The sequence below is a fragment of the Anaeromicropila herbilytica genome (assembly GCF_016591975.1).
Lineage (GTDB): Bacteria > Bacillota > Clostridia > Lachnospirales > Lachnospiraceae > Anaeromicropila > Anaeromicropila herbilytica.
On record NZ_AP024169.1, the window covers coordinates 2,340,568 to 2,359,286 of the forward strand.

Annotated in this window: 12 protein-coding genes; 11 read left to right on the plus strand and 1 reads right to left on the minus strand. The window is 33.0% G+C overall.

Annotation, left to right across the window (positions count from 1 at the left end):
• The first annotated feature begins 8 nt into the window (after positions 1 to 8).
• The 7 genes from bsdtb5_RS09840 to bsdtb5_RS09870 all read left to right on the plus strand — a co-directional run bounded on the left by bsdtb5_RS09840 (position 9) and on the right by bsdtb5_RS09870 (position 10,482).
• Positions 9 to 860 (plus strand): carbohydrate ABC transporter permease, encoded by an 852-nt coding sequence (locus bsdtb5_RS09840; protein ID WP_271715843.1) that lies wholly within the window; start codon positions 9 to 11, stop codon positions 858 to 860.
• Between the two features lie 5 nt (positions 861 to 865).
• The gene (locus tag bsdtb5_RS09845) at positions 866 to 2,668 is read left to right on the plus strand and encodes a sensor histidine kinase (protein WP_271715844.1); all 1,803 of its coding nucleotides are present in this window, start codon (positions 866 to 868) and stop codon (positions 2,666 to 2,668) included.
• A gap of 18 nt (positions 2,669 to 2,686) precedes the next feature.
• Positions 2,687 to 3,448: a response regulator transcription factor gene (locus bsdtb5_RS09850; protein ID WP_271715845.1), complete on the plus strand. Its 762-nt coding sequence runs from the start codon at positions 2,687 to 2,689 to the stop codon at positions 3,446 to 3,448.
• A gap of 19 nt (positions 3,449 to 3,467) precedes the next feature.
• Positions 3,468 to 4,808: a glycoside hydrolase family 30 protein gene (locus bsdtb5_RS09855; protein WP_271715846.1), complete on the plus strand. Its 1,341-nt coding sequence runs from the start codon at positions 3,468 to 3,470 to the stop codon at positions 4,806 to 4,808.
• Between the two features lie 261 nt (positions 4,809 to 5,069).
• Positions 5,070 to 6,344 (plus strand): IS4 family transposase, encoded by a 1,275-nt coding sequence (locus bsdtb5_RS09860; RefSeq protein ID WP_271712180.1) that lies wholly within the window; start codon positions 5,070 to 5,072, stop codon positions 6,342 to 6,344.
• A gap of 353 nt (positions 6,345 to 6,697) precedes the next feature.
• Positions 6,698 to 8,719 (plus strand): beta-galactosidase, encoded by a 2,022-nt coding sequence (locus tag bsdtb5_RS09865; RefSeq protein ID WP_271715847.1) that lies wholly within the window; start codon positions 6,698 to 6,700, stop codon positions 8,717 to 8,719.
• A 128-nt stretch (positions 8,720 to 8,847) separates the two neighbouring features.
• Positions 8,848 to 10,482 carry a glycoside hydrolase family 43 protein gene (locus tag bsdtb5_RS09870; RefSeq protein WP_271715848.1) on the plus strand — a complete coding sequence of 545 codons (1,635 nt, stop codon included), beginning with the start codon at positions 8,848 to 8,850 and terminating at the stop codon, positions 10,480 to 10,482.
• Between the two features lie 212 nt (positions 10,483 to 10,694).
• On the opposite strand, the gene bsdtb5_RS09875 is transcribed toward bsdtb5_RS09870, so the two are convergent.
• On the minus strand, positions 10,695 to 10,874 hold the full coding sequence (locus tag bsdtb5_RS09875; RefSeq protein ID WP_271715849.1) for a hypothetical protein: 180 nt from the start codon (positions 10,872 to 10,874) through the stop codon (positions 10,695 to 10,697).
• A gap of 740 nt (positions 10,875 to 11,614) precedes the next feature.
• Between bsdtb5_RS09875 and aspS the strand changes: the two genes are divergently transcribed.
• The 4 genes from aspS to bsdtb5_RS09895 all read left to right on the plus strand — a co-directional run bounded on the left by aspS (position 11,615) and on the right by bsdtb5_RS09895 (position 18,706).
• Entirely contained in the window at positions 11,615 to 12,940 is a 1,326-nt protein-coding gene (gene aspS / locus bsdtb5_RS09880; protein ID WP_271715850.1) for an aspartate--tRNA(Asn) ligase, read from the plus strand.
• A gap of 514 nt (positions 12,941 to 13,454) precedes the next feature.
• Positions 13,455 to 15,770: an ABC transporter ATP-binding protein gene (locus bsdtb5_RS09885; protein ID WP_271715851.1), complete on the plus strand. Its 2,316-nt coding sequence runs from the start codon at positions 13,455 to 13,457 to the stop codon at positions 15,768 to 15,770.
• Between the two features lie 159 nt (positions 15,771 to 15,929).
• Positions 15,930 to 16,451, plus strand: a complete 522-nt coding sequence (locus bsdtb5_RS09890) for a DUF1854 domain-containing protein (protein ID WP_271715852.1) — start codon at positions 15,930 to 15,932, stop codon at positions 16,449 to 16,451.
• 74 nt (positions 16,452 to 16,525) lie between these two features.
• Positions 16,526 to 18,706 carry an ABC transporter ATP-binding protein gene (locus bsdtb5_RS09895; protein WP_271715853.1) on the plus strand — a complete coding sequence of 727 codons (2,181 nt, stop codon included), beginning with the start codon at positions 16,526 to 16,528 and terminating at the stop codon, positions 18,704 to 18,706.
• Positions 18,707 to 18,719: the final 13 nt, after the last annotated feature.

An 18,719-nucleotide genomic window follows, 5' to 3' on the forward strand; every position in this document is an offset into this window, starting at 1 on the left:
GGGATTATATGGAGTTTGTAGGTAAGAAAAGAAAAAATCAAACACTAGGTAATGTATTTAAAATAACTTGTTTAAGTTTTGTTGCCATCATTCAAATATTCCCATTAGTATGGCTTTTCGATTTTTCCTTAGCTAGTAGTAACGAATTATTTACGAATGGATTATTAATTATTCCTAAAAAGATCCAATGGGGCAATTACGTAAAAGCATTTGTTGATGGTAACTTTTTGCTTTATCTTAAGAATAGTTTGTTGATTAATACATTAGCGGTTATAATAGTACTTATCATATCAATTATGGCAGCATTTGCAATAACTAGGATGAGCTGGAAATTAAGTCCTGTGGTACGAAATATCTTACTATTAGGTATGATGATTCCAATCCATGCAACAATCCTACCTAATTATCAAATATATAATAAATTAGGATTAACGGATACAATATGGGCACTCTTAATACCATATGTAGCTTTTTCACTTCCTCAAGGGGTATTCCTTACTTGCAGCTTTATGGATTCAATTCCAAGAGAACTTGAAGAAGCAGCTCTAATTGATGGTTGTAATATATATCGTATGTTAGCAGTTATTATAACACCACTTATGAAATCCTCTATAGCAACAGTGTCTATAATGACTTTTTTGAACAACTGGAATGAATTTATGATGGCTAGCACATACTTAAGTAGTAATACATGGAAGACATTACCGTTTTCCGTACTTGAATTCACTGGTGAATACTCCTCCAATTACGCAGTTCAATTTGCAGTTATGGCTTTGACTGCCTTACCAGCAGTACTCATTTATGTATTACTTAATAAACATATAACAAAAGGTGTTGCAGCGGGAGCAGTGAAAGGTTAATTTACATGATTAAGATCCAAGGACGATTCTCTAGGCTAAAAATTAAATATAAAATTATCTTATCGATGTATCTAGTTATAATTCCAATTCTTTTTATAACAAGTAGTTATATGTATCTTAAGAATTACAAAGAAATAGTAGATGATATGACGAATGTATATGATAATCTGACGCATACAGTTGAAGAGAATATTGATTATCTCCAAGCAGATTTAATGGATCTAACAACATATTTAACGATTAATAGTGATATACGTTATATCATAAGCTCGAAAAAAGGTTTTTTAAATAAACCACTGATATGGGAACAAAGTGCACCTACTGATTTTGTTAGAGATATGATTTCAATCAAGAGTCATATCAAAACACTAATTTTGTATCCTGAAAATGGTGTTAGACCTTTTTATATAAGTAGAGATAATAGCGTATACAATAATGATATTAATGCGATTCATACCTTGGAGATATATAAAAGTGCTTTAACGGCAAAAGGTGATCAAGTATGGACAAGAGTTAAAAAAGGGGAAAAGGGATTATTCTTACAAAATAATTCAGATAAGATAATTATATCTAGAGTGATTTTTGACTGGGCAAAAAAGAGGAGGATTGGTTATCTAGCAATAGGAATTGATGCAAATAAATATAAGCAAATTTGTGAAGAAGTATTACAAAAAAAGAATGAAGGAATCATCATAACCAGCCAAGATGGAACCGAACTTACCCGGGCAGGTAAAGTAAATGAGGGAGTATTAGAATATCTAAAGAATAATATTAAAAAATATGTAGCAAATAGTGATACGAAAAAAAATCATTTTGAATATAACAATTATTATATTTTCTGTAGTCAATCAGAAAAGGACAGTAATATTACTTGGTATATGATTCCAAAGATTAATTGGCTTTCGAAAATTCAAAATGCCAAAGTGATACCGATAGTATTTGGGGGATCCTTGCTAATCGGTCTTTGGCCGTTATCGATGCTTGCTTCTACTATTATATCAAAACCATTAAGCAGACTCTATAAATCTATGGTAAAGTTTAAACAAGGTGATTTTGAGCAACAGGTTGAAGTAATAGATTACGATGAGATTGGTGAAGTAACCAATTGTTTTAATCAAATGGTTATAGAAATTAAAGAGTTAATCGATAAAAATTATGTTATGGTCCTTCGGGAAAGACAAAGCGAATTAGATGCATTGCAAGCACAGATTAATCCACACTTTCTATATAATACATTGGATTCATTGTATTGGCAGGCGCTAAATGCAAATAGTGATAAGTTAGCAGAAGATATCCTTTCTCTATCAATGCTTTTTCGACTAGTATTAAATAAGGGGGAGAGTATGGTCCCTATTGCAAGAGAAAAAGAATTAATCTATCACTACCTCCAGATACAAAAGATGCGTTTTGATAAGAAATTAAATTATGTAATAGATTTTGAAAATGCAATCTTAGATTACAAAATACCTAAGTTGATTTTACAACCATTTGTTGAGAATGCTATTGTCCATGGACTAGAATGCACAGGGGAACACAGTATGATTGAAATAACAGGTAAGATGGAACAGGAATCAATCGTATTTGTGGTGAAAGACAATGGAATAGGTATGACGAAAGAGCAATTAAGAGATGTTTTTGAAGAGAAAGAAGAAAACGTATATAAGAGTCAAAGAATTGGTGGGTATGCTATTAAGAATGTGAATGAACGACTAAGTATTAAATATGGCGAGAATTTTAATCTACAGATTGATAGCAGTGTAGGTGTAGGTACAACCGTTAAGATTATGTTACCAGCAAGTTATGAATAAGTGTGAGGGGGACACAACGTGCCAAAATCCATTGTAAAATTACTTATAGTTGAGGATGAAGATAATATTCGTAATGGAATTGAAACATATATTCGATTGAATAGTAAATGTATAGATAAAATCTATACAGCCAGTAATGGTTCCGAGGCATTAGAAAAGATATATGAGTATAAGCCAGAACTTATGTTAATTGATGTTCAGATACCTCATAAGGATGGTTTGACCGTAATGAAAGAAGCAAAAGCAGCGGGAGTCTGTCCAAAGACGATAATACTAAGTGGATATGACCAGTTTGAATATGCTCAAAAGGCGATACGCTATGGAGCATTGGATTATTTGCTGAAACCAAGCCGTCCAACCGATATTTTATCAAAATTAGAGAATCTGATACAAGAGAAAGATAGGGAAGATAAAAAAGAAGAAGGAACAGCGAACGTAGGTAATGTTAATAAGGAAAAGCAAGCAAATCGTTTTGTTACTATGGCAGTCGATTATATTAATGAAAATTACATGAGTGATCTTACTTTAAAGGTGGTTGCTGACAAGGTAGGTGTTACATCAGCGTATTTATCGACTCTTTTTACTCAGACGTTAGATTGTGGTTTTATAGATTATCTGAATAAAATAAGAATTGATAGAGCTTGTAATTTTCTACATGACAATCAATTGAAGACATATGAAGTGGCTTATAAAGTTGGATTTCATGATGAAAAATATTTTACAAGAGTATTTAAGAAAATTCTTGGACTAAGTCCATCACAATATCGGAAAACAATGTAGGAAAGAAGGGTATCGAAAGATGAGATTAGAGTATATTAGCACTATCTTCTTAGATAATAAAAAGCATGTGGAAAGTAATACCATAGAATTCAAGAAAGATGATGGAATAGAAAATAATGTAATAAATCTTTATCCAGATATGAAGTATCAACAATTTGAGGGCTTTGGTGGTGCACTAACCGATTCTTCTGGATATGTATATTCGTTAATGGGGGAAGATGAAAAGAAAAAAATGCTAGATACTTATTTTACCAAAGAACAGATGAATTACAGTATCGCACGCATTCATATCGATAGTTGCGATTTCTCTTTAGAGCATTATGAAGCAATGTCAGATTGTATGGATCGTAACATGGAATCCTTTTCTCTATCTAGAAGTGAAAAATATATATTTCCATTATTAGAGGATGCACAAAAAGTGTTAGGAAAACCACTTGAGGTTATGATAAGTCCGTGGTCTCCACCCGCTTTTATGAAAACAAATGAACAAAGAAATCATGGTGGAAAACTAAAAGAAGAATATAAAGAGTTCTGGGCTGACTATATATGCAAATATATAAAAGAACTTGCAAATATAGGATATAAGATTACAAGAATGAGCCTTCAAAATGAGCCAAATGCAACACAAACATGGGATTCTTGTGTATATTCTCCGAAGGAGGAAAAAGAATTCTTAAGAGATTATATGTATCCAGCATTAGTAAGACATGGATTATCTAATATTGAGATATTCATATGGGATCATAATAAAGAAAGAGTATATGAAAGAGCAAATGAGATTATTGATGAAGAAACGAATCACATGGTAGCTGGAATCGCGTTTCATTGGTATAGTGGTGATCATTTTGAAGGATTAAGTTTAATTAAAGAGAAATATCCAGATAAAAAATTAATCTTATCTGAAGCCTGCATTGAATATTACAAATTCAATAAGGAAGATTATCTAGCAAATGCAGAAAAATATGCCCATGATATCATTGGCAATTTAAATCATGGTATGAATGCTTTCTATGATTGGAATATACTACTTGATGAAAAGGGAGGACCAAATCACGTACATAATTATTGTGATGCTCCATTTCTATATGATACTAAAAAAATGAAATTAATCGAGCAAAATACATTAGCTTATCTATATCATTTTAGTCACTATATATTGCCAGGTGCAGTTCGAATCGCATATACCAAATATACAGATCAATTGGAAGTTACAGCATTTAAGAATACCAATCAATCAATTGTTGTTGTAATTTTAAATCGTACTTTACATTCAATGCAGTCGGTAATTCGCTTAAATGGTGAATATGCGGATATTACAATGGAACCTCAGTCAATATCAACATGCGAGATTAATTTGTAGTTGTTTGATGGTTGATAGTTATGGTAATTGCTTAAAAAGATTAGAGTGTCAAAAGTCTTTCTTAACGTAAAATGTGTATATTGATGTGTAATTATTAATTTTGGCGTAGTCCGGCCAATGTCGTCAACTTAAGAATTTACAATTTAATACTGTATAAAAAATAAACATAATTTTGTTTATAATGCAAATTGACAAACAAATGTTTGCTCCAAAATTTTAATAGATACATTTTTACTATTAAATTTTGGAGGACTTCATATTATGATTAAAAAAATATCATCTTTATTAAAATCAGTTAATAACCTTATTACTAGCGAAGAGTTTATTGAAAAACATAGGATTAATCAAAAAAGCTTTAATCGTAATCGAAAATTAACTTTTAAGGATATTATTTTATTCCTTTTAAGTCAGCCACAAAAATCTTTATCTGTGGCTCTTTCCGATTACATAGATTCTTCAAACCTTGCAATTGACTCAATTTCAAAACAGGCTTTTTCAAAAGCTCGCTTTAAAATTAAACCTGATGCTTTTCGTGAAATTTTTCTAATGACTACTGATGTTAATAAAACAAGATCAAACCTTAATACTTGGAATGGTCACCCTGTATTAGCGATTGATGGTACTTCATTGCAGATTCCTAACACAAAAGAAAATCAAACTTATTATGGTTCTAAAAAAAATCAATATGACCCTGTCGCTCTGGCTTCTGCTTCGGCTTTGTATGATGTTTTGAATGATAACTTACTTAATACAAAACTCGTTCATTATCGTACTTCTGAATTAGTTCAAGCCCAAACATTAATCGATGAATTTAATTTAAATCAAGTTCACGGAGAGAAAGCACCAATTATTATTTTTGATAGAGGTTATCCATCTAGAAAACTCTATGCGCAACTTCAAGAAAAGCAATGTTTCTTTGTAATGAGACATAAAACAAAGTCCCATGGTGCGTTAAAAGCGGTATATCAATGTAATTATGGTGATACTTCAATACAGTATTCTCATAACGACTGTTCCTATCCGCTAAGAGTTATAAAGTTTGATTTGCCATCAGGCTTACAAGAGACACTTGTTACAAATCTTTTTGACCCCAATATAACTGTTGAAATGTTTAAAGAACTATATTTTATAAGGTGGGGGATTGAAACGAAATATCGTGAAGTCAAATCGATATTAAAGCTAGAAAATTTTATGGGCATAAAACCGGAAGCAATTGAACAGGAATTTTATGCTGCGATGTTTGCTTCAAACCTATTATCAATGTTTGCTTCTGTTTGCAATGAAGAAATATCTAATATTCAACAGGAAACAAAGAAAACAACATGTTATAAAACAAATAGAAATATTCTAGTAAACTATCTTTTTAATAAGCTATATACTTTGATTTGTAACTATCGTATTGCTAAAAAGGTTATTAATAATTTGATAAAAATAGGTATAAAAAATCGCTCACAAGTACGTACAAACCGTTCTTATGAGCGAAAGAAAATGCGAAGCAGGATGAAGTTCTCCCAGAACACAAAATCCACTTTATAATATACATTATAAAATGAAAAACTGCTCGCTCATATAGTTTACACTATTTTTATAAATAATCAAATATGATGTTTTATTTTTGTACAATTTTTTGTAACCTTTTTTACTACAAGTGTTAAGTTGACGACATTGGTAGTCCGGCCGAAGGTATCGTTTATATTTTGTCAAGACTCATAGTGAAAATAGGAACGTGAGTGAGTATTTTCGCTAGTTCTGAGGCTTGTAAAAAATATGATGTCTGAGGGAAAGGTAGCCAAAATTTATAATTATACAGCGATATACACTCAGTACACTAAATTAAAGCTATTTGACCAAACATCATCCTAAAACTAGTCAAGATAAAAGGAGAGCATATGGAGAATTTTTTATTTGGGGCAGCTTATTATGATGAGTATATGCCTTATGATAGATTAGAACAAGACATTGCAATGATGAAGGAAGCTAATATTAATGTAGTACGTATTGCAGAATCCACATGGAGTACCTTGGAGATAAGAGAAGGAGAATATAATTTTTATCATATCGATAGGGTTATAGATGCGATGGAAAAGGCAAATATTGATGTGATTATTGGAACGCCTACCTATGCGATACCCTCTTGGCTTGCTAAAAAAGACAAGGATATCTTAGCTAGAACGAAAAATGGTGATGGATTATATGGCGGAAGACAGAATATGGACATTACCAATAAGACATTTCTATATTATGCTGAGAAGATAATTAGAGTACTAATAGAACATACTGCGAATCGTAAAGGTGTTATAGGATTTCAGATTGATAATGAAACCAAACATTATGGTACAGCTGGGACCCATGTGCAGCAATTGTTTAAAGAATATCTGATAGAAAAATTTGATACTGTGGAGGCATTGAATAAGGAATTTGGTTTTTCTTATTGGAGCAATTCGATTGGTAGTTGGGATGATCTGCCTGATGTTAGGGGAACAATTAATGCAAGTTATGCATGTGAATTCGAAAAGTTCCAACGTCAACTTGTGTCTGAATATTTAGCTTGGCAAGCTTCCATAGTGAGAGAATATAAGAGAGAAGATCAGTTTATTACTCATAACTTGGACTTTGAATGGAAGAAGTTCGGGGCTAGTATTGCTCAAGATGGCTATTCCTATGGTGTTCAGCCAGATGTGAATCATTATGAAGCTGCAAAATGCCTGACAATTGCTGGAACAGATATCTATCATATGACTCAGGATGAACTGACTGGTGCAGAGATTGCTTTTGGTGGAGATCTCATTCGTTCCTTAAAGCAGGATAATTATCTGGTATTAGAGACAGAAGCCCAAGCTTTTAAGAATTGGGTTCCTTACCCTGGACAACTTCGTTTGCAAGCCTTTAGTCATATCGCTAGTGGTGCAATCGGCGTCATGTATTGGAATTGGCATTCCATCCATAATAGTTATGAGACATATTGGAAAGGACTATTAAGCCATGATTTAAAATCGAATCCAACCTATGAGGAATCGAAAGTAATTGGAAGAGAGCTAAAAGAGTTAAAGAATGAGTTAATGCATATCAAGAAAATCAATAAGGTAGCAGTGTTGGTAAGTAATGAAGCATTAACGAGTCTGAAATGGTTTCCAATCGATAAGGATTTAACTTATAATGACGTTGTTCGATGGATGTACGATAGTTTATATAAGTTAAATATAGAATGTGATGTGATATTTACTGAGTCTGATGATTTTGAACAGTATGAAACAATCATTGTACCTGCGCTATATTCGGTTAGTGAAACAGTGTTAAATCGATTGTTACAGTTTGTGAAGAACGGTGGGGCATTAATTGCATCCTTTAAAACAGGAGTATCAGATGAACATGTAACCGTATACCATGATGATCAACCACATATTCTGAATGAATGTTTTGGTGTTACGTATAATCAATTTGTGGAGCCTAAAAATGTAACAATATCAGGAATCGCACCAGATAAGGACACAAATATTAAGTATTGGATGGAATTATTAAAGCCAAATAACGCAGAAGTAATGGCTAGTTATAATCATAAATATTGGGGAAATTACGCTGCTATTACGAAAAATAGTTATGGCAAAGGAAAAGCTATTTATATTGGCTGTTATACATCCGAAGAAGTGTTACAAGAAGTATATAAATTGGCATTTAAGGAATATAATTTAGGACATAATATTCAGAAGGAGAGATGGCCAATTATTATACGAAAAGGAATTGGTAAGGATGGAAAGCAGTTGTATTTTTATATGAATTATTCCTCTGATGAGAGAGAAGTCATATGTCCATATGATAAAGTAATAGATCTGTTATCGGGTGATACCTATAAAGTGGGTGAAAGAATATTTCTTAAGGATTGGGATGTTAGAATCTTGAAGGAAGCGGATTAAAAGGTATAAAAGTTTGAATTAGGTTAAATTAGATAACCTAAATATCTTAATTAATAAAGTATTCTATTAGCTTATTAACTACCAAGTATGAGAAAATTACTTTGTTGAATGCAAAGGAGTGAGAATATATGGAGCATATTAAAAACCCGATTTTACCAGGATTTCATCCAGATCCTTGTATCTGTAGACAGAATGATAACTATTATATGGCAGTATCATCATTTGAATGGTTTCCAGGAGTGCCTATTTATCATTCAAAAGATATGAAGAATTGGAAACTGATTACTCATTGTCTAGAGAATAATGCTCTTGCTGATTTAAGAAGACTTCCATCAGCAAAAGGAGTTTGGGCACCTTGCCTTACATGGTGTAAAGAAGATGGATTGTTTTATCTGATGTACAGTATCATGAATAGCATGAATGCAAGGTTTTTTGATGTAGATAATTATTTAATTACTGCGCCAAGTATCTATGGACCTTGGAGTGAGCCTATATACATTCATTCAGCTGGATTTGATCCTTCTATGCTTCATGATGAGGATGGAAGAAAGTGGATCACATCCCTAGAGTGGGAGACTAGAGATGGTTATCATAAACCAGGTGAAATCTGCATTGTTGAATACGATAAAGAGAAAAAACATATCATGGGGAATCCAAAACGAATCTGGAGAGGTGGAACAAAAAGAGGTTGTATTGAAGGTCCTCATATGTATAAACGAAATGGTTACTATTACCTAATGTGTGCAGAGGGTGGAACTGGATATGGACATAGTGTTACGGTAGGGCGTTCCATGAATATCCTTGGACCGTATGAATCAGATCCATGTAATCCGATTTTAACTTCAACACCAGACTTTAATGAGATGGATAATGATGATGCTGTAAAACTGAATCGATATAATCCAGAGAGCTATCTTCAAAAATCAGGACATGGAAGCATTGTTATGACAAGTCTTGATGAAGTATATATGGTACATCACTGCGGAAGACCATTACTTCCAGATCTACGATGTACGCTTGGTAGAGAGACTTGTATTCAAAAGATGTATTGGACAGAGGACGGATGGTTACGCCTTTTTGATGGAGGAAATATAGCTAGAACAGAAGTAGTTCCAAGTGAATTGTCTGAGCATATATGGGAAAATGAGTCTGAAAGAGAAGAGTTTGATTCAGTTGATATGCCGATTCATTTCTATTCCCCTAGAATTGATTATCGAGAATTCACCTCTTTGACTGATAGAAAAGGATACCTTCGCATTCGTGGACAAGAATCTATGTCTTCTTTAAACCGTGTCAGTCTTGTTGCTCATAAGTTAACAACACTTCATGCTATAGTTACAACTAAAATGGATTTTAAACCGGAAGTATATCAACAATATGCAGGAATCTTAATCTATTATGATAATATGGATTACATCATGCTACGAAAGACTTATAGTGAAAAAGACGATGGCTCCGTAATAGACTTGCTTCGTGTTAAAAATGGAGAACGTATTGAACTATTAGAAGAAGCAGTTTCTGTATCGGATGAAAGTATATATTTTCAGATAAGAATTGAAGATAGAGAGACAGAATTCTTCTGGTCTATGGACGGGGAAGAGTTCCATCACATTGGAGGTACATATGACACTTCCGAATTCTCTGATGAGTTCTGTAAAAATGGTGAGTTTACAGGGACATTTGTAGGAATAGGCTGTGTTGATGCACTACTACATGAAAAATATGCTGATTTTGATTATTTTGAATATCAATGTAAGGAATAAAATGATATATTCAATTTGGGTTAGGATGCCAAATTCACATGCCAAGTTTCTTAGCGCTATTATGTATATAAATGGAACATGGAAGTTGGACATTCTAACCTTTTTTTAAGAGGCTATGTTACAACAAATAGTTTATAAATGGGATTTTTTTGTAGGAGAGCCTTAAAACTCTCCTACAAACTGGAAGTTGTTATTCTACTTGTTATGGCCAATTATTTTCTTAGCTTAGGTGCAATGAGATATAGAAGACTCATAATTACAAAATATGCGACAATAGATACAACGATTTCAGCAACATCGACAGTTTTATCAAATAGATATGAAATCAAAGCATAACAAGCTCCAAAAGTAACTGCTGAAACACCATTTCTAATTAAATTTTTTTTATTCATTTCTCCTCCATTAATTACATACATATCGCTGTGTGCCGTCCTTACGGTGTCCATTACGGACTACATGAATACATCCAATCAACTCCTTTTTGATGTACTATTTCCTAATATTATTATGCACTATTTATTGTAAAAATCAACCATATGTTGTAACATAGCCTTTTTAGAAAAAAGAAAAGTAAGTATAAAAGAAAAAAGTAAAAATGACTGTAAATAGGTATTGACAGAATCATATAGTTGCTATAGAATACCAATAAATTAAAACAAATTATAAATATAAAAAGAAGGTAGATAATATGCGTACAATTCAACATAACATTCTAAATAGGGACGACGATATTTAGCGTTTACAACTATGGTTACATAGGTGTAAGCGCTAATTGTGTTGTACCTATGTGGCAATGTTATGTATGAATTTTATTAGTGTAGATCTACATAATAATAGAATCATTTCTAGGAAAAGTGAAAGAATGATAGATTACATTTTTTTGTTATATCTTATTATACTTAAACTAATTTCTTAAGATGATGAAAGATAACCACATTGGTAGTATCAAGTACTTAACGTATTTGATGCAACAACCATTGTGGTTTTTTTGTTTTTCAGAAAGTCATTAAATAGAGTAATCCTAAAAGTTTTGTTGATATGAAAGGTTGTGATACGATGGGACATACAGATTATGCCCGAATGGATTCTCGAAATAACTAATAGAATAGATTAAATATTAGGAGGGTCAATTATGGAATATATAAATGGAATAGAACATGAAGAAATATTGAAAATAGAAGAGCTTAGAAAACACATTGGAGAAACAGTAAAGATTCATGGTTTTGTATACAAGATTAGAAAAATGAAGGGATTTGCTTTTATCATATTACGCACAAGTCGTAGGTTAGTACAATGCATTTACAGTGAAGAATTCTCAGAATTCACATTATCAGAATTAATGGAGGAATCTTGTATTAATGTTATTGGAACTATCGTGTCTGATACACGTTCAAAAGTTGGATATGAGATACAGATGAAACAAATTGAAATATTGTCAACTCCTAATGAAGAGTCACCAGTTGTGATTAATAATAAATCAATGGAGATGTCTTTAGATACACTTCTTAACTCTCGTCCTATCACATTGAGAAATGAAAAGGAGCGAGCAATATTTAAGATTCAAGCTGGAATATGCAAAGGTTTTCGTAGTTTTCTAGAGGAAAACCAATTTACGGAGATTCATACACCAAAAATCGTAGCAACGGGAGCAGAAGGTGGAGCGAATATTTTCCCTATTGAGTACTTTAAGAAGGAAGCTTATTTAGCGCAGAGTCCACAGTTTTATAAGCAAATGATGGTTGGAGTTTTTGAAAGAGTATATGAGATTGCTCCAGTATTTCGTGCGGAAAAACATGATACGAGTAGACATCTAAATGAATATACCAGCGTTGACTTTGAAATGGGCTTTATAGAAAGTTATGTTGACATAATGAAGATGGAGACAAGAATGATTTATTCGACGCTAGAGCTCTTAAAAGAAGAGTATCGTTACGAACTTGAATTATTGAAAGTGAATATACCTTCCATTACCGAGATACCTACAATCAAATTTATGGAGGCAAAACAGTTAATAGCTAAGGAATATCGTAGAGATATTCAAGATTACTATGACTTCGAACCAGAAGAAGAAAAATTACTGTCAGAATGTATCAAGAAGATAACAGGAAGTGATTTCGTATTTGTTACTCATTATCCAAGCGAAAAGAGACCATTTTATGCAATGGATGATAAGAATAATAAGAATACCACATTAAGTTTTGACTTGCTATTTCGAGGTCTTGAGATTACAACAGGAGGGCAGCGAATTCATAATTATAAAGAACAGATGATGAAGCTAAAATCACGATCAATGAATGCTGAATTATTTGAAAGCTACTTGATGATGCATAAGCATGGTATGCCACCTCATGGCGGATTGGGGCTAGGGCTTGAAAGGTTTACAGCAAGACTTCTTGAACTTGAGAATGTAAGGTATGCCACATTATTTCCAAGAGATATTAACCGAGTTACGCCATAATGAGGGATACTTTTGTGTAGATGTGATTTACTTTTTAAAGAAAGCATGAGCTAGATATTGATAATTTGGATAATCTAAGTCTGAATTTATAAGTATTCAATTAATTTAGTTATTATTATTATAAAGTAATTTAAGTAATTAATGTTAAGTAATAATTTAATAATTAATTTACAATATTAGGTTGACTAATATTTACAAAGGTGTTAAACTATGTTAGTCGCTGTTGTAAATATTAGTTAAAGAAGGAGGTGGATAACATGAGAAATCTATACAATATATCAAAAATCAGTAGTTATTTTGTCCACCTTTATTATATAAAGTAGTCGTATTTATTTTATCCTACTTACGTGTTCAAAAAGCCTCTGATTTTGGTCAGAGGCTTTTTCTTTTTCTAAAGAAATGTAAGATAATAAATAAAAATGAAGAAACTAATACACAATTATATAAGCTTTGAATTATAGAATTGGTATTGCAATGATATAGCAATAAAAGAGCTAGAAAGAGAGGGAAGAGAATGAAATATTTTGATAAGATACCTAGTTCAGTTGAAAATGAACTGGTGAAGCGCGGTATAATAATTGAAGATTTATTATATTGCGTAAAAGCGGATATGAATGGTGAAGGTTGTTATTATGATTGTTATATAACGTTCACAAAAGAAACCCTACATATCATAAGTGGTTATGAGACTTATGGGAGAATGATGAATAGAAATAGTAAGCTTCATTTATTGGGAGCTCGTAAATCTTATAAACCGATGGATTCCATGACGTATGAGGTTAAGGATTATGCTGAAATTCCAATGAGTAAAATTGAGAATATCTATCTGGATCGACACCAAAATACAGCAAGGTTGATGGTAGCGGAAGGTGATAAAGAATATGCAATTGCTAGGTTATCTATTGGCTATTCTGATAAATTCGAGAAATTTGCCGAGAGAGTCAACCTAACTCATAAAGACGAAGAAATTAATGATACCTTATTAGATGAGGTAAAGACGCATTGCCCAACCTGTGGTGAGCCTTTTCCAGATCCAAACCGTCCAATTTGCCCATATTGTATGGATCGTCATTCGGTCTTTCGCCGTCTTATGGGGATGTTTGGGGAATTCCGTCTTGCAATGTTTGGAATTCTTTTCTGCATTGCCCTAAGTGGTGTATTTACTGTCATGTCACCATATTTCGGAACAAAGTTATTATATGATGATGTTTTAGCCAAGAATGGTAAATATTTTGGTCAGATTTTATTTGTAGTGCTTTTAATGGCGGGTGTTAGCTTAATAGGTAGGGTGTTAAACATTTGTTCTAGTTTAATCCTAGCTTATGTCATCCCTACCGTAACACATAAACTAAGATGTAAGATATTTTCTGCAATGCAGACCTTATCGCTGCCATTCTTTACGAGCAAACAAACGGGATCTCTTATGACTCGTGTTGATAACGACTCAGAAAATATTTATTGGTTCTTCGTGGATATCGTGCCTTATGGACTCATGAATTTCGCTAAGATTGTTGGTATTGCTGTTGTTATGTTTATGCTAAGCCCAGTACTATCATCTGGTATATTGCTCATCATTGTAGTGATACAAGTGGTTCAAAGTAAGTTCTACGGGAATCAGAGAAAGCTCTATCGAAAGTTAAATGTCGCAACACGTGCAAGTACAGCTGTTCTATCCGACGCGATGAATGGACAAAGAGTCGTAAAGGCATTTGCGAAAGAAGATCAAGAGATCAAACGTTATGGTGCAAAAAACAATGAGATGTTTACAATAGATACGATGATAAATCAAAGAATTGCGAACTCAGTACCTGCAATCTGGATGTTTTGTCGTCTAATCAGTAATGTACTTGGTATTCTTGGAGCAATCTTAATATTAAAGGGTCAGTTAGCTCTAGGTGCTTTAACTGCCTTGCTTTCTTATACTGATATGACATATGAACCAATTAGTTTCTTTACTTGGATTGGTGATCGATGGGCTAAATGTATGGACGCTGCTTCTAGAATGTTCGAGATTCTTGACTCAACCCCTTCCATCAAAGAAAAAGAGAACCCTGTACATATTGAGAAAATGAAAGGCGATATCGAGTTAAAAAATGTTTCTTTTGAATACGAAGCAGGAAGGCCTATTCTTAAAGATGTATCCTTTCAAATAAAAGCGGGGCATATGTTTGGAATTGTTGGTAAGACTGGTGCAGGAAAATCTACCATCATCAACCTAATGGCAAGACTTTATGATGTAACTGGTGGAGAGATCCTAATCGATGGCGTTAAGTTAAAAGATATTGCAATCAAAGATCTTAGAAAAAATATAGGTATCGTGTCACAAGAAACATATTTATTTATGGGAACGATCGAAGAGAATATTAAGTATGCAAGAGAAGATGCTACGATGGAAGAAGTAATCGAAGCAGCAAAAGCAGCACATGCGCATGAATTTATTGTAAAGTTACCAGAAGGATACAATACGAAAATCGGTTCTGGTGGAGTAACTTTATCTGGTGGAGAAAGGCAAAGATTATCAATAGCGAGAGCAATTATTCAGAAACCAAATATCCTAATCTTAGATGAAGCAACCGCTTCCATGGATACTAGAACTGAGAGAAAGATACAAACCGCCATTGATGAGTTAAAGAAGGGAAGAACCATAATATCCATTGCTCATCGTCTATCCACTCTTCGTGACGCTGATATGCTCTGTGTGATAGAAAATGGTGAACTGAAAGAAATGGGAACTCATGATGAATTGATTCATAAGAAAGGTAAGTATTATGAATTGTATCAATTGCAAGCAGATGCATTAAAGTTTATAGGATTTGATGAAGCATCCTAAGATAATGATGCAGACATCCTTAGTTTGAGATGTTTAGCAGAAGGAGATTAAGAGTGAAAGAAATTAAATTAAGAAAGGATGCCACATATGGATACTTTCACTCTTTTTTATTTGTGGCAGTATTGTAGGCCAGCCTGCAATATGCAATGGGTATAAAAAATGGAAGAAACATATGAAGTTGAGAGATTAAATATGCTACATGGTAGTAGCTTGAATTTTATTAAGAATGATAGTGGCTTTCTATCCTTAGAATTTGAAAAGAAGAAATATGAGAAAGTAATCCTAACAAGGCTGATTCCCTTCTATTCAAAAAATACATATATCAGTGTATCCTATGAAGATGAAGAAAAGAATTTTCATGAAATTGGCGTTATAAAAGATACAAAAGATCTTATAAAAGAGCAAAGAAAAATGATAGAAGACTATTTAGAATTCAAATATTATATGCCAAAGATTACTAAGGTACATTCGATTAAAGACAATAACCGAGGCTATATTTTTGTTACAGTAAATACAACATCAGGAGAAAAGACTTTAGCAATTAGGGATTGGTATTCTAATTTTAAAATGCTAAATGATAAAATGCTCTATGTGGTAGATGCGGATGGTAATAAATATTATGCTCCTGATATCTATGAACTTGATAGAAAGAGCCTACAGTGTATTGAAATGTTTGTATAAGGAAAATAGATAAGATTATGATGCATAAGTCTTTTTAAAGCACTTGTATTATCAGAAATAAAGGGGGGATTACAATGAATCTATTATTGGCATATCCAGATGGAAGGGAAAAAGATGATGTTATCTATTCATTGCCATATGATATTGATCAAAAATGTAGAAAAGTAAATGGACATTGTGTATTTACTTCGACACAGATTGAAATATACCGTAACAACGAGAAGATTCACACTTATCACATTGATGATTTTGATGAAATAATTTGTGAACAACTCATTGGTTCGAGTATGTTACTTGGAAAGAAAGGGGAACAGACAAAGTTTTTATGTGCCTTTTCTCAAAAGTTCTTTTTACGCTATGCGGAGATTAGTAAGCTTCTTGATTACTATAAAAGAACAGGAGAGTTGTTACAAGAGAATGACGAAGATGAGCCTACTTGCCCAAAATGCGGTCTACCACTCGATGGTGCACCTTCGTGCCCATTCTGTGGTAAAAAATCAGATTATCTCATTCGATTGATAAAGCGTACTGGTCCATATAAATGGTATTTCATTGCGGCAGTGATATGTACTATTGTTACAGAAGCGGTATGGGTATTTCTACCTTACCTACAGCGTATTCTAATTGACGAGTATATTACTCCAATGAAAAACGTGGACTCAGGATTTATTATGATAGCTGCAACAATGATTTTGTCTGTATTTTTCGTATGGGGTCTCGAATACATTAATATGAAATCAAGCTTTAAGGTTGCATTATCTGTGGGAAGAGATCTAAGACAGGATGTGTTTAGCAAAGCACAACAGTTGTCCATGACTTCGATATCGAAAAGGACTGCAGGAGAATTGATTAATCGTGTGAATCATGATGCAATGAAACTTCAAGATTTCATAACTGCAAATGGAAAAGATGCAATTGTAAAATTGATATCAGTTGTTATACTAGGAATTATATTAATTTCTATGAATTTTAAATTGGCATTATTAGTAATACTTCCTATTCCATTTGTTGCTTTATTCGTTAGTAAACTATTTAATACGTTACATATTAGGTACGGGAGAGTGTGGAGATATCGAACTCGATATAGTTCTGTCCTCCATGATATTCTAAACGGAATTCGAGTGGTAAAATCATATGGTACGGAAGAAATGGAAATTAGAAAATATCAAGATGCCTCAGAAAAATGGATGAAAAGTGCAATATCTGCAGAAGTAATATGGAGTGTCTTTATGCCAATTGCACAGTTTTTATTAACCATTGGTAACTTCCTAATGTTATATGCTGGTGGTAAAATGGTTCTGAATGAACAATTATCATTAGGAGAATTAGTTCAATATACGACATATGTGGCAATGATCTATGGGCCACTAACATGGATGTTACAGATTCCAAGATTACTAGCAGATACTGCAGTAAGCTCGGCCAGAGTGTTTGAGATTCTAGACGAAGAATCCGACGTGAAGGATAAATCAGATGCTATTTCAATGGATATACATGGAGATATTACGTTTGATGATGTGTATTTTGGATATAAAGCATATAAACCGGTTCTAAAAGGAATAAATTGCAACATAAAGGAAGGCGAAATGATTGGAATTGTTGGTCACTCAGGTGTTGGTAAGAGTACAATGATTAACCTAATCCTACGCTTGTATGACTGCACTGGTGGAAGAATCCTAATTGATGGAGTTGATATAAAAGATATTGCTGGAGAAAGTCTTCGCTCAAAAGTTGGAGTTGTATTACAAGAAACTTTCCTTTTTGATGGAAGTGTCTATGATAATATAAGTTATGCGAAGCCAGATGCGACATTTGAAGAAATCATAAAAGCCGCAAAGGTTGCAAATGCACATGATTTCATTGTGAAGCTTCCAGATGGATATAATACAAGAGTAGGTGACAAGGGGTATTCACTATCAGGTGGTGAAAGACAAAGAATTGCTATTGCAAGAGCCATTCTTCATAATCCTAGGATTCTTATTCTTGACGAAGCTACAGCTTCTTTGGATACTCAAACGGAGAAACAGATTCAAGAAGCACTAAACCGTTTGATAAAAGGTAGAACTACAATTGCAATTGCCCATCGACTTTCTACGTTAAGTAATGCAGATCGGTTAATTGTATTAGATCAAGGAAAACTTGCAGAATTCGGAACACATAATGAGTTAATGCAGAAAAAAGGAGTATATTATAAATTAGTTATGGCACAAAGACAAACGACAAAGATGAAAAAGGTTGTCGAGGCAGTATCTTAAGAAAAAGTACTGT

What these genes read in the sequence shown, in the direction of transcription:
- bsdtb5_RS09870 (WP_271715848.1), top strand. Translation starts at nt 8,848, where the DNA reads ATGGAGCATATTAAAAACCCGATTTTACCAGGATTTCATCCAGATCCT.
- bsdtb5_RS09855 (WP_271715846.1), top strand. Translation starts at nt 3,468, where the DNA reads ATGAGATTAGAGTATATTAGCACTATCTTCTTAGATAATAAAAAGCAT.
- bsdtb5_RS09895 (WP_271715853.1), top strand. Translation starts at nt 16,526, where the DNA reads ATGAATCTATTATTGGCATATCCAGATGGAAGGGAAAAAGATGATGTT.
- aspS (WP_271715850.1), top strand. Translation starts at nt 11,615, where the DNA reads ATGGAATATATAAATGGAATAGAACATGAAGAAATATTGAAAATAGAA.
- bsdtb5_RS09875 (WP_271715849.1), bottom strand. Translation starts at nt 10,874, where the DNA reads ATGAATAAAAAAAATTTAATTAGAAATGGTGTTTCAGCAGTTACTTTT.
- bsdtb5_RS09860 (WP_271712180.1), top strand. Translation starts at nt 5,070, where the DNA reads ATGATTAAAAAAATATCATCTTTATTAAAATCAGTTAATAACCTTATT.
- bsdtb5_RS09890 (WP_271715852.1), top strand. Translation starts at nt 15,930, where the DNA reads ATGGAAGAAACATATGAAGTTGAGAGATTAAATATGCTACATGGTAGT.
- bsdtb5_RS09845 (WP_271715844.1), top strand. Translation starts at nt 866, where the DNA reads ATGATTAAGATCCAAGGACGATTCTCTAGGCTAAAAATTAAATATAAA.
- bsdtb5_RS09865 (WP_271715847.1), top strand. Translation starts at nt 6,698, where the DNA reads ATGGAGAATTTTTTATTTGGGGCAGCTTATTATGATGAGTATATGCCT.
- bsdtb5_RS09885 (WP_271715851.1), top strand. Translation starts at nt 13,455, where the DNA reads ATGAAATATTTTGATAAGATACCTAGTTCAGTTGAAAATGAACTGGTG.
- bsdtb5_RS09840 (WP_271715843.1), top strand. Translation starts at nt 9, where the DNA reads ATGGAGTTTGTAGGTAAGAAAAGAAAAAATCAAACACTAGGTAATGTA.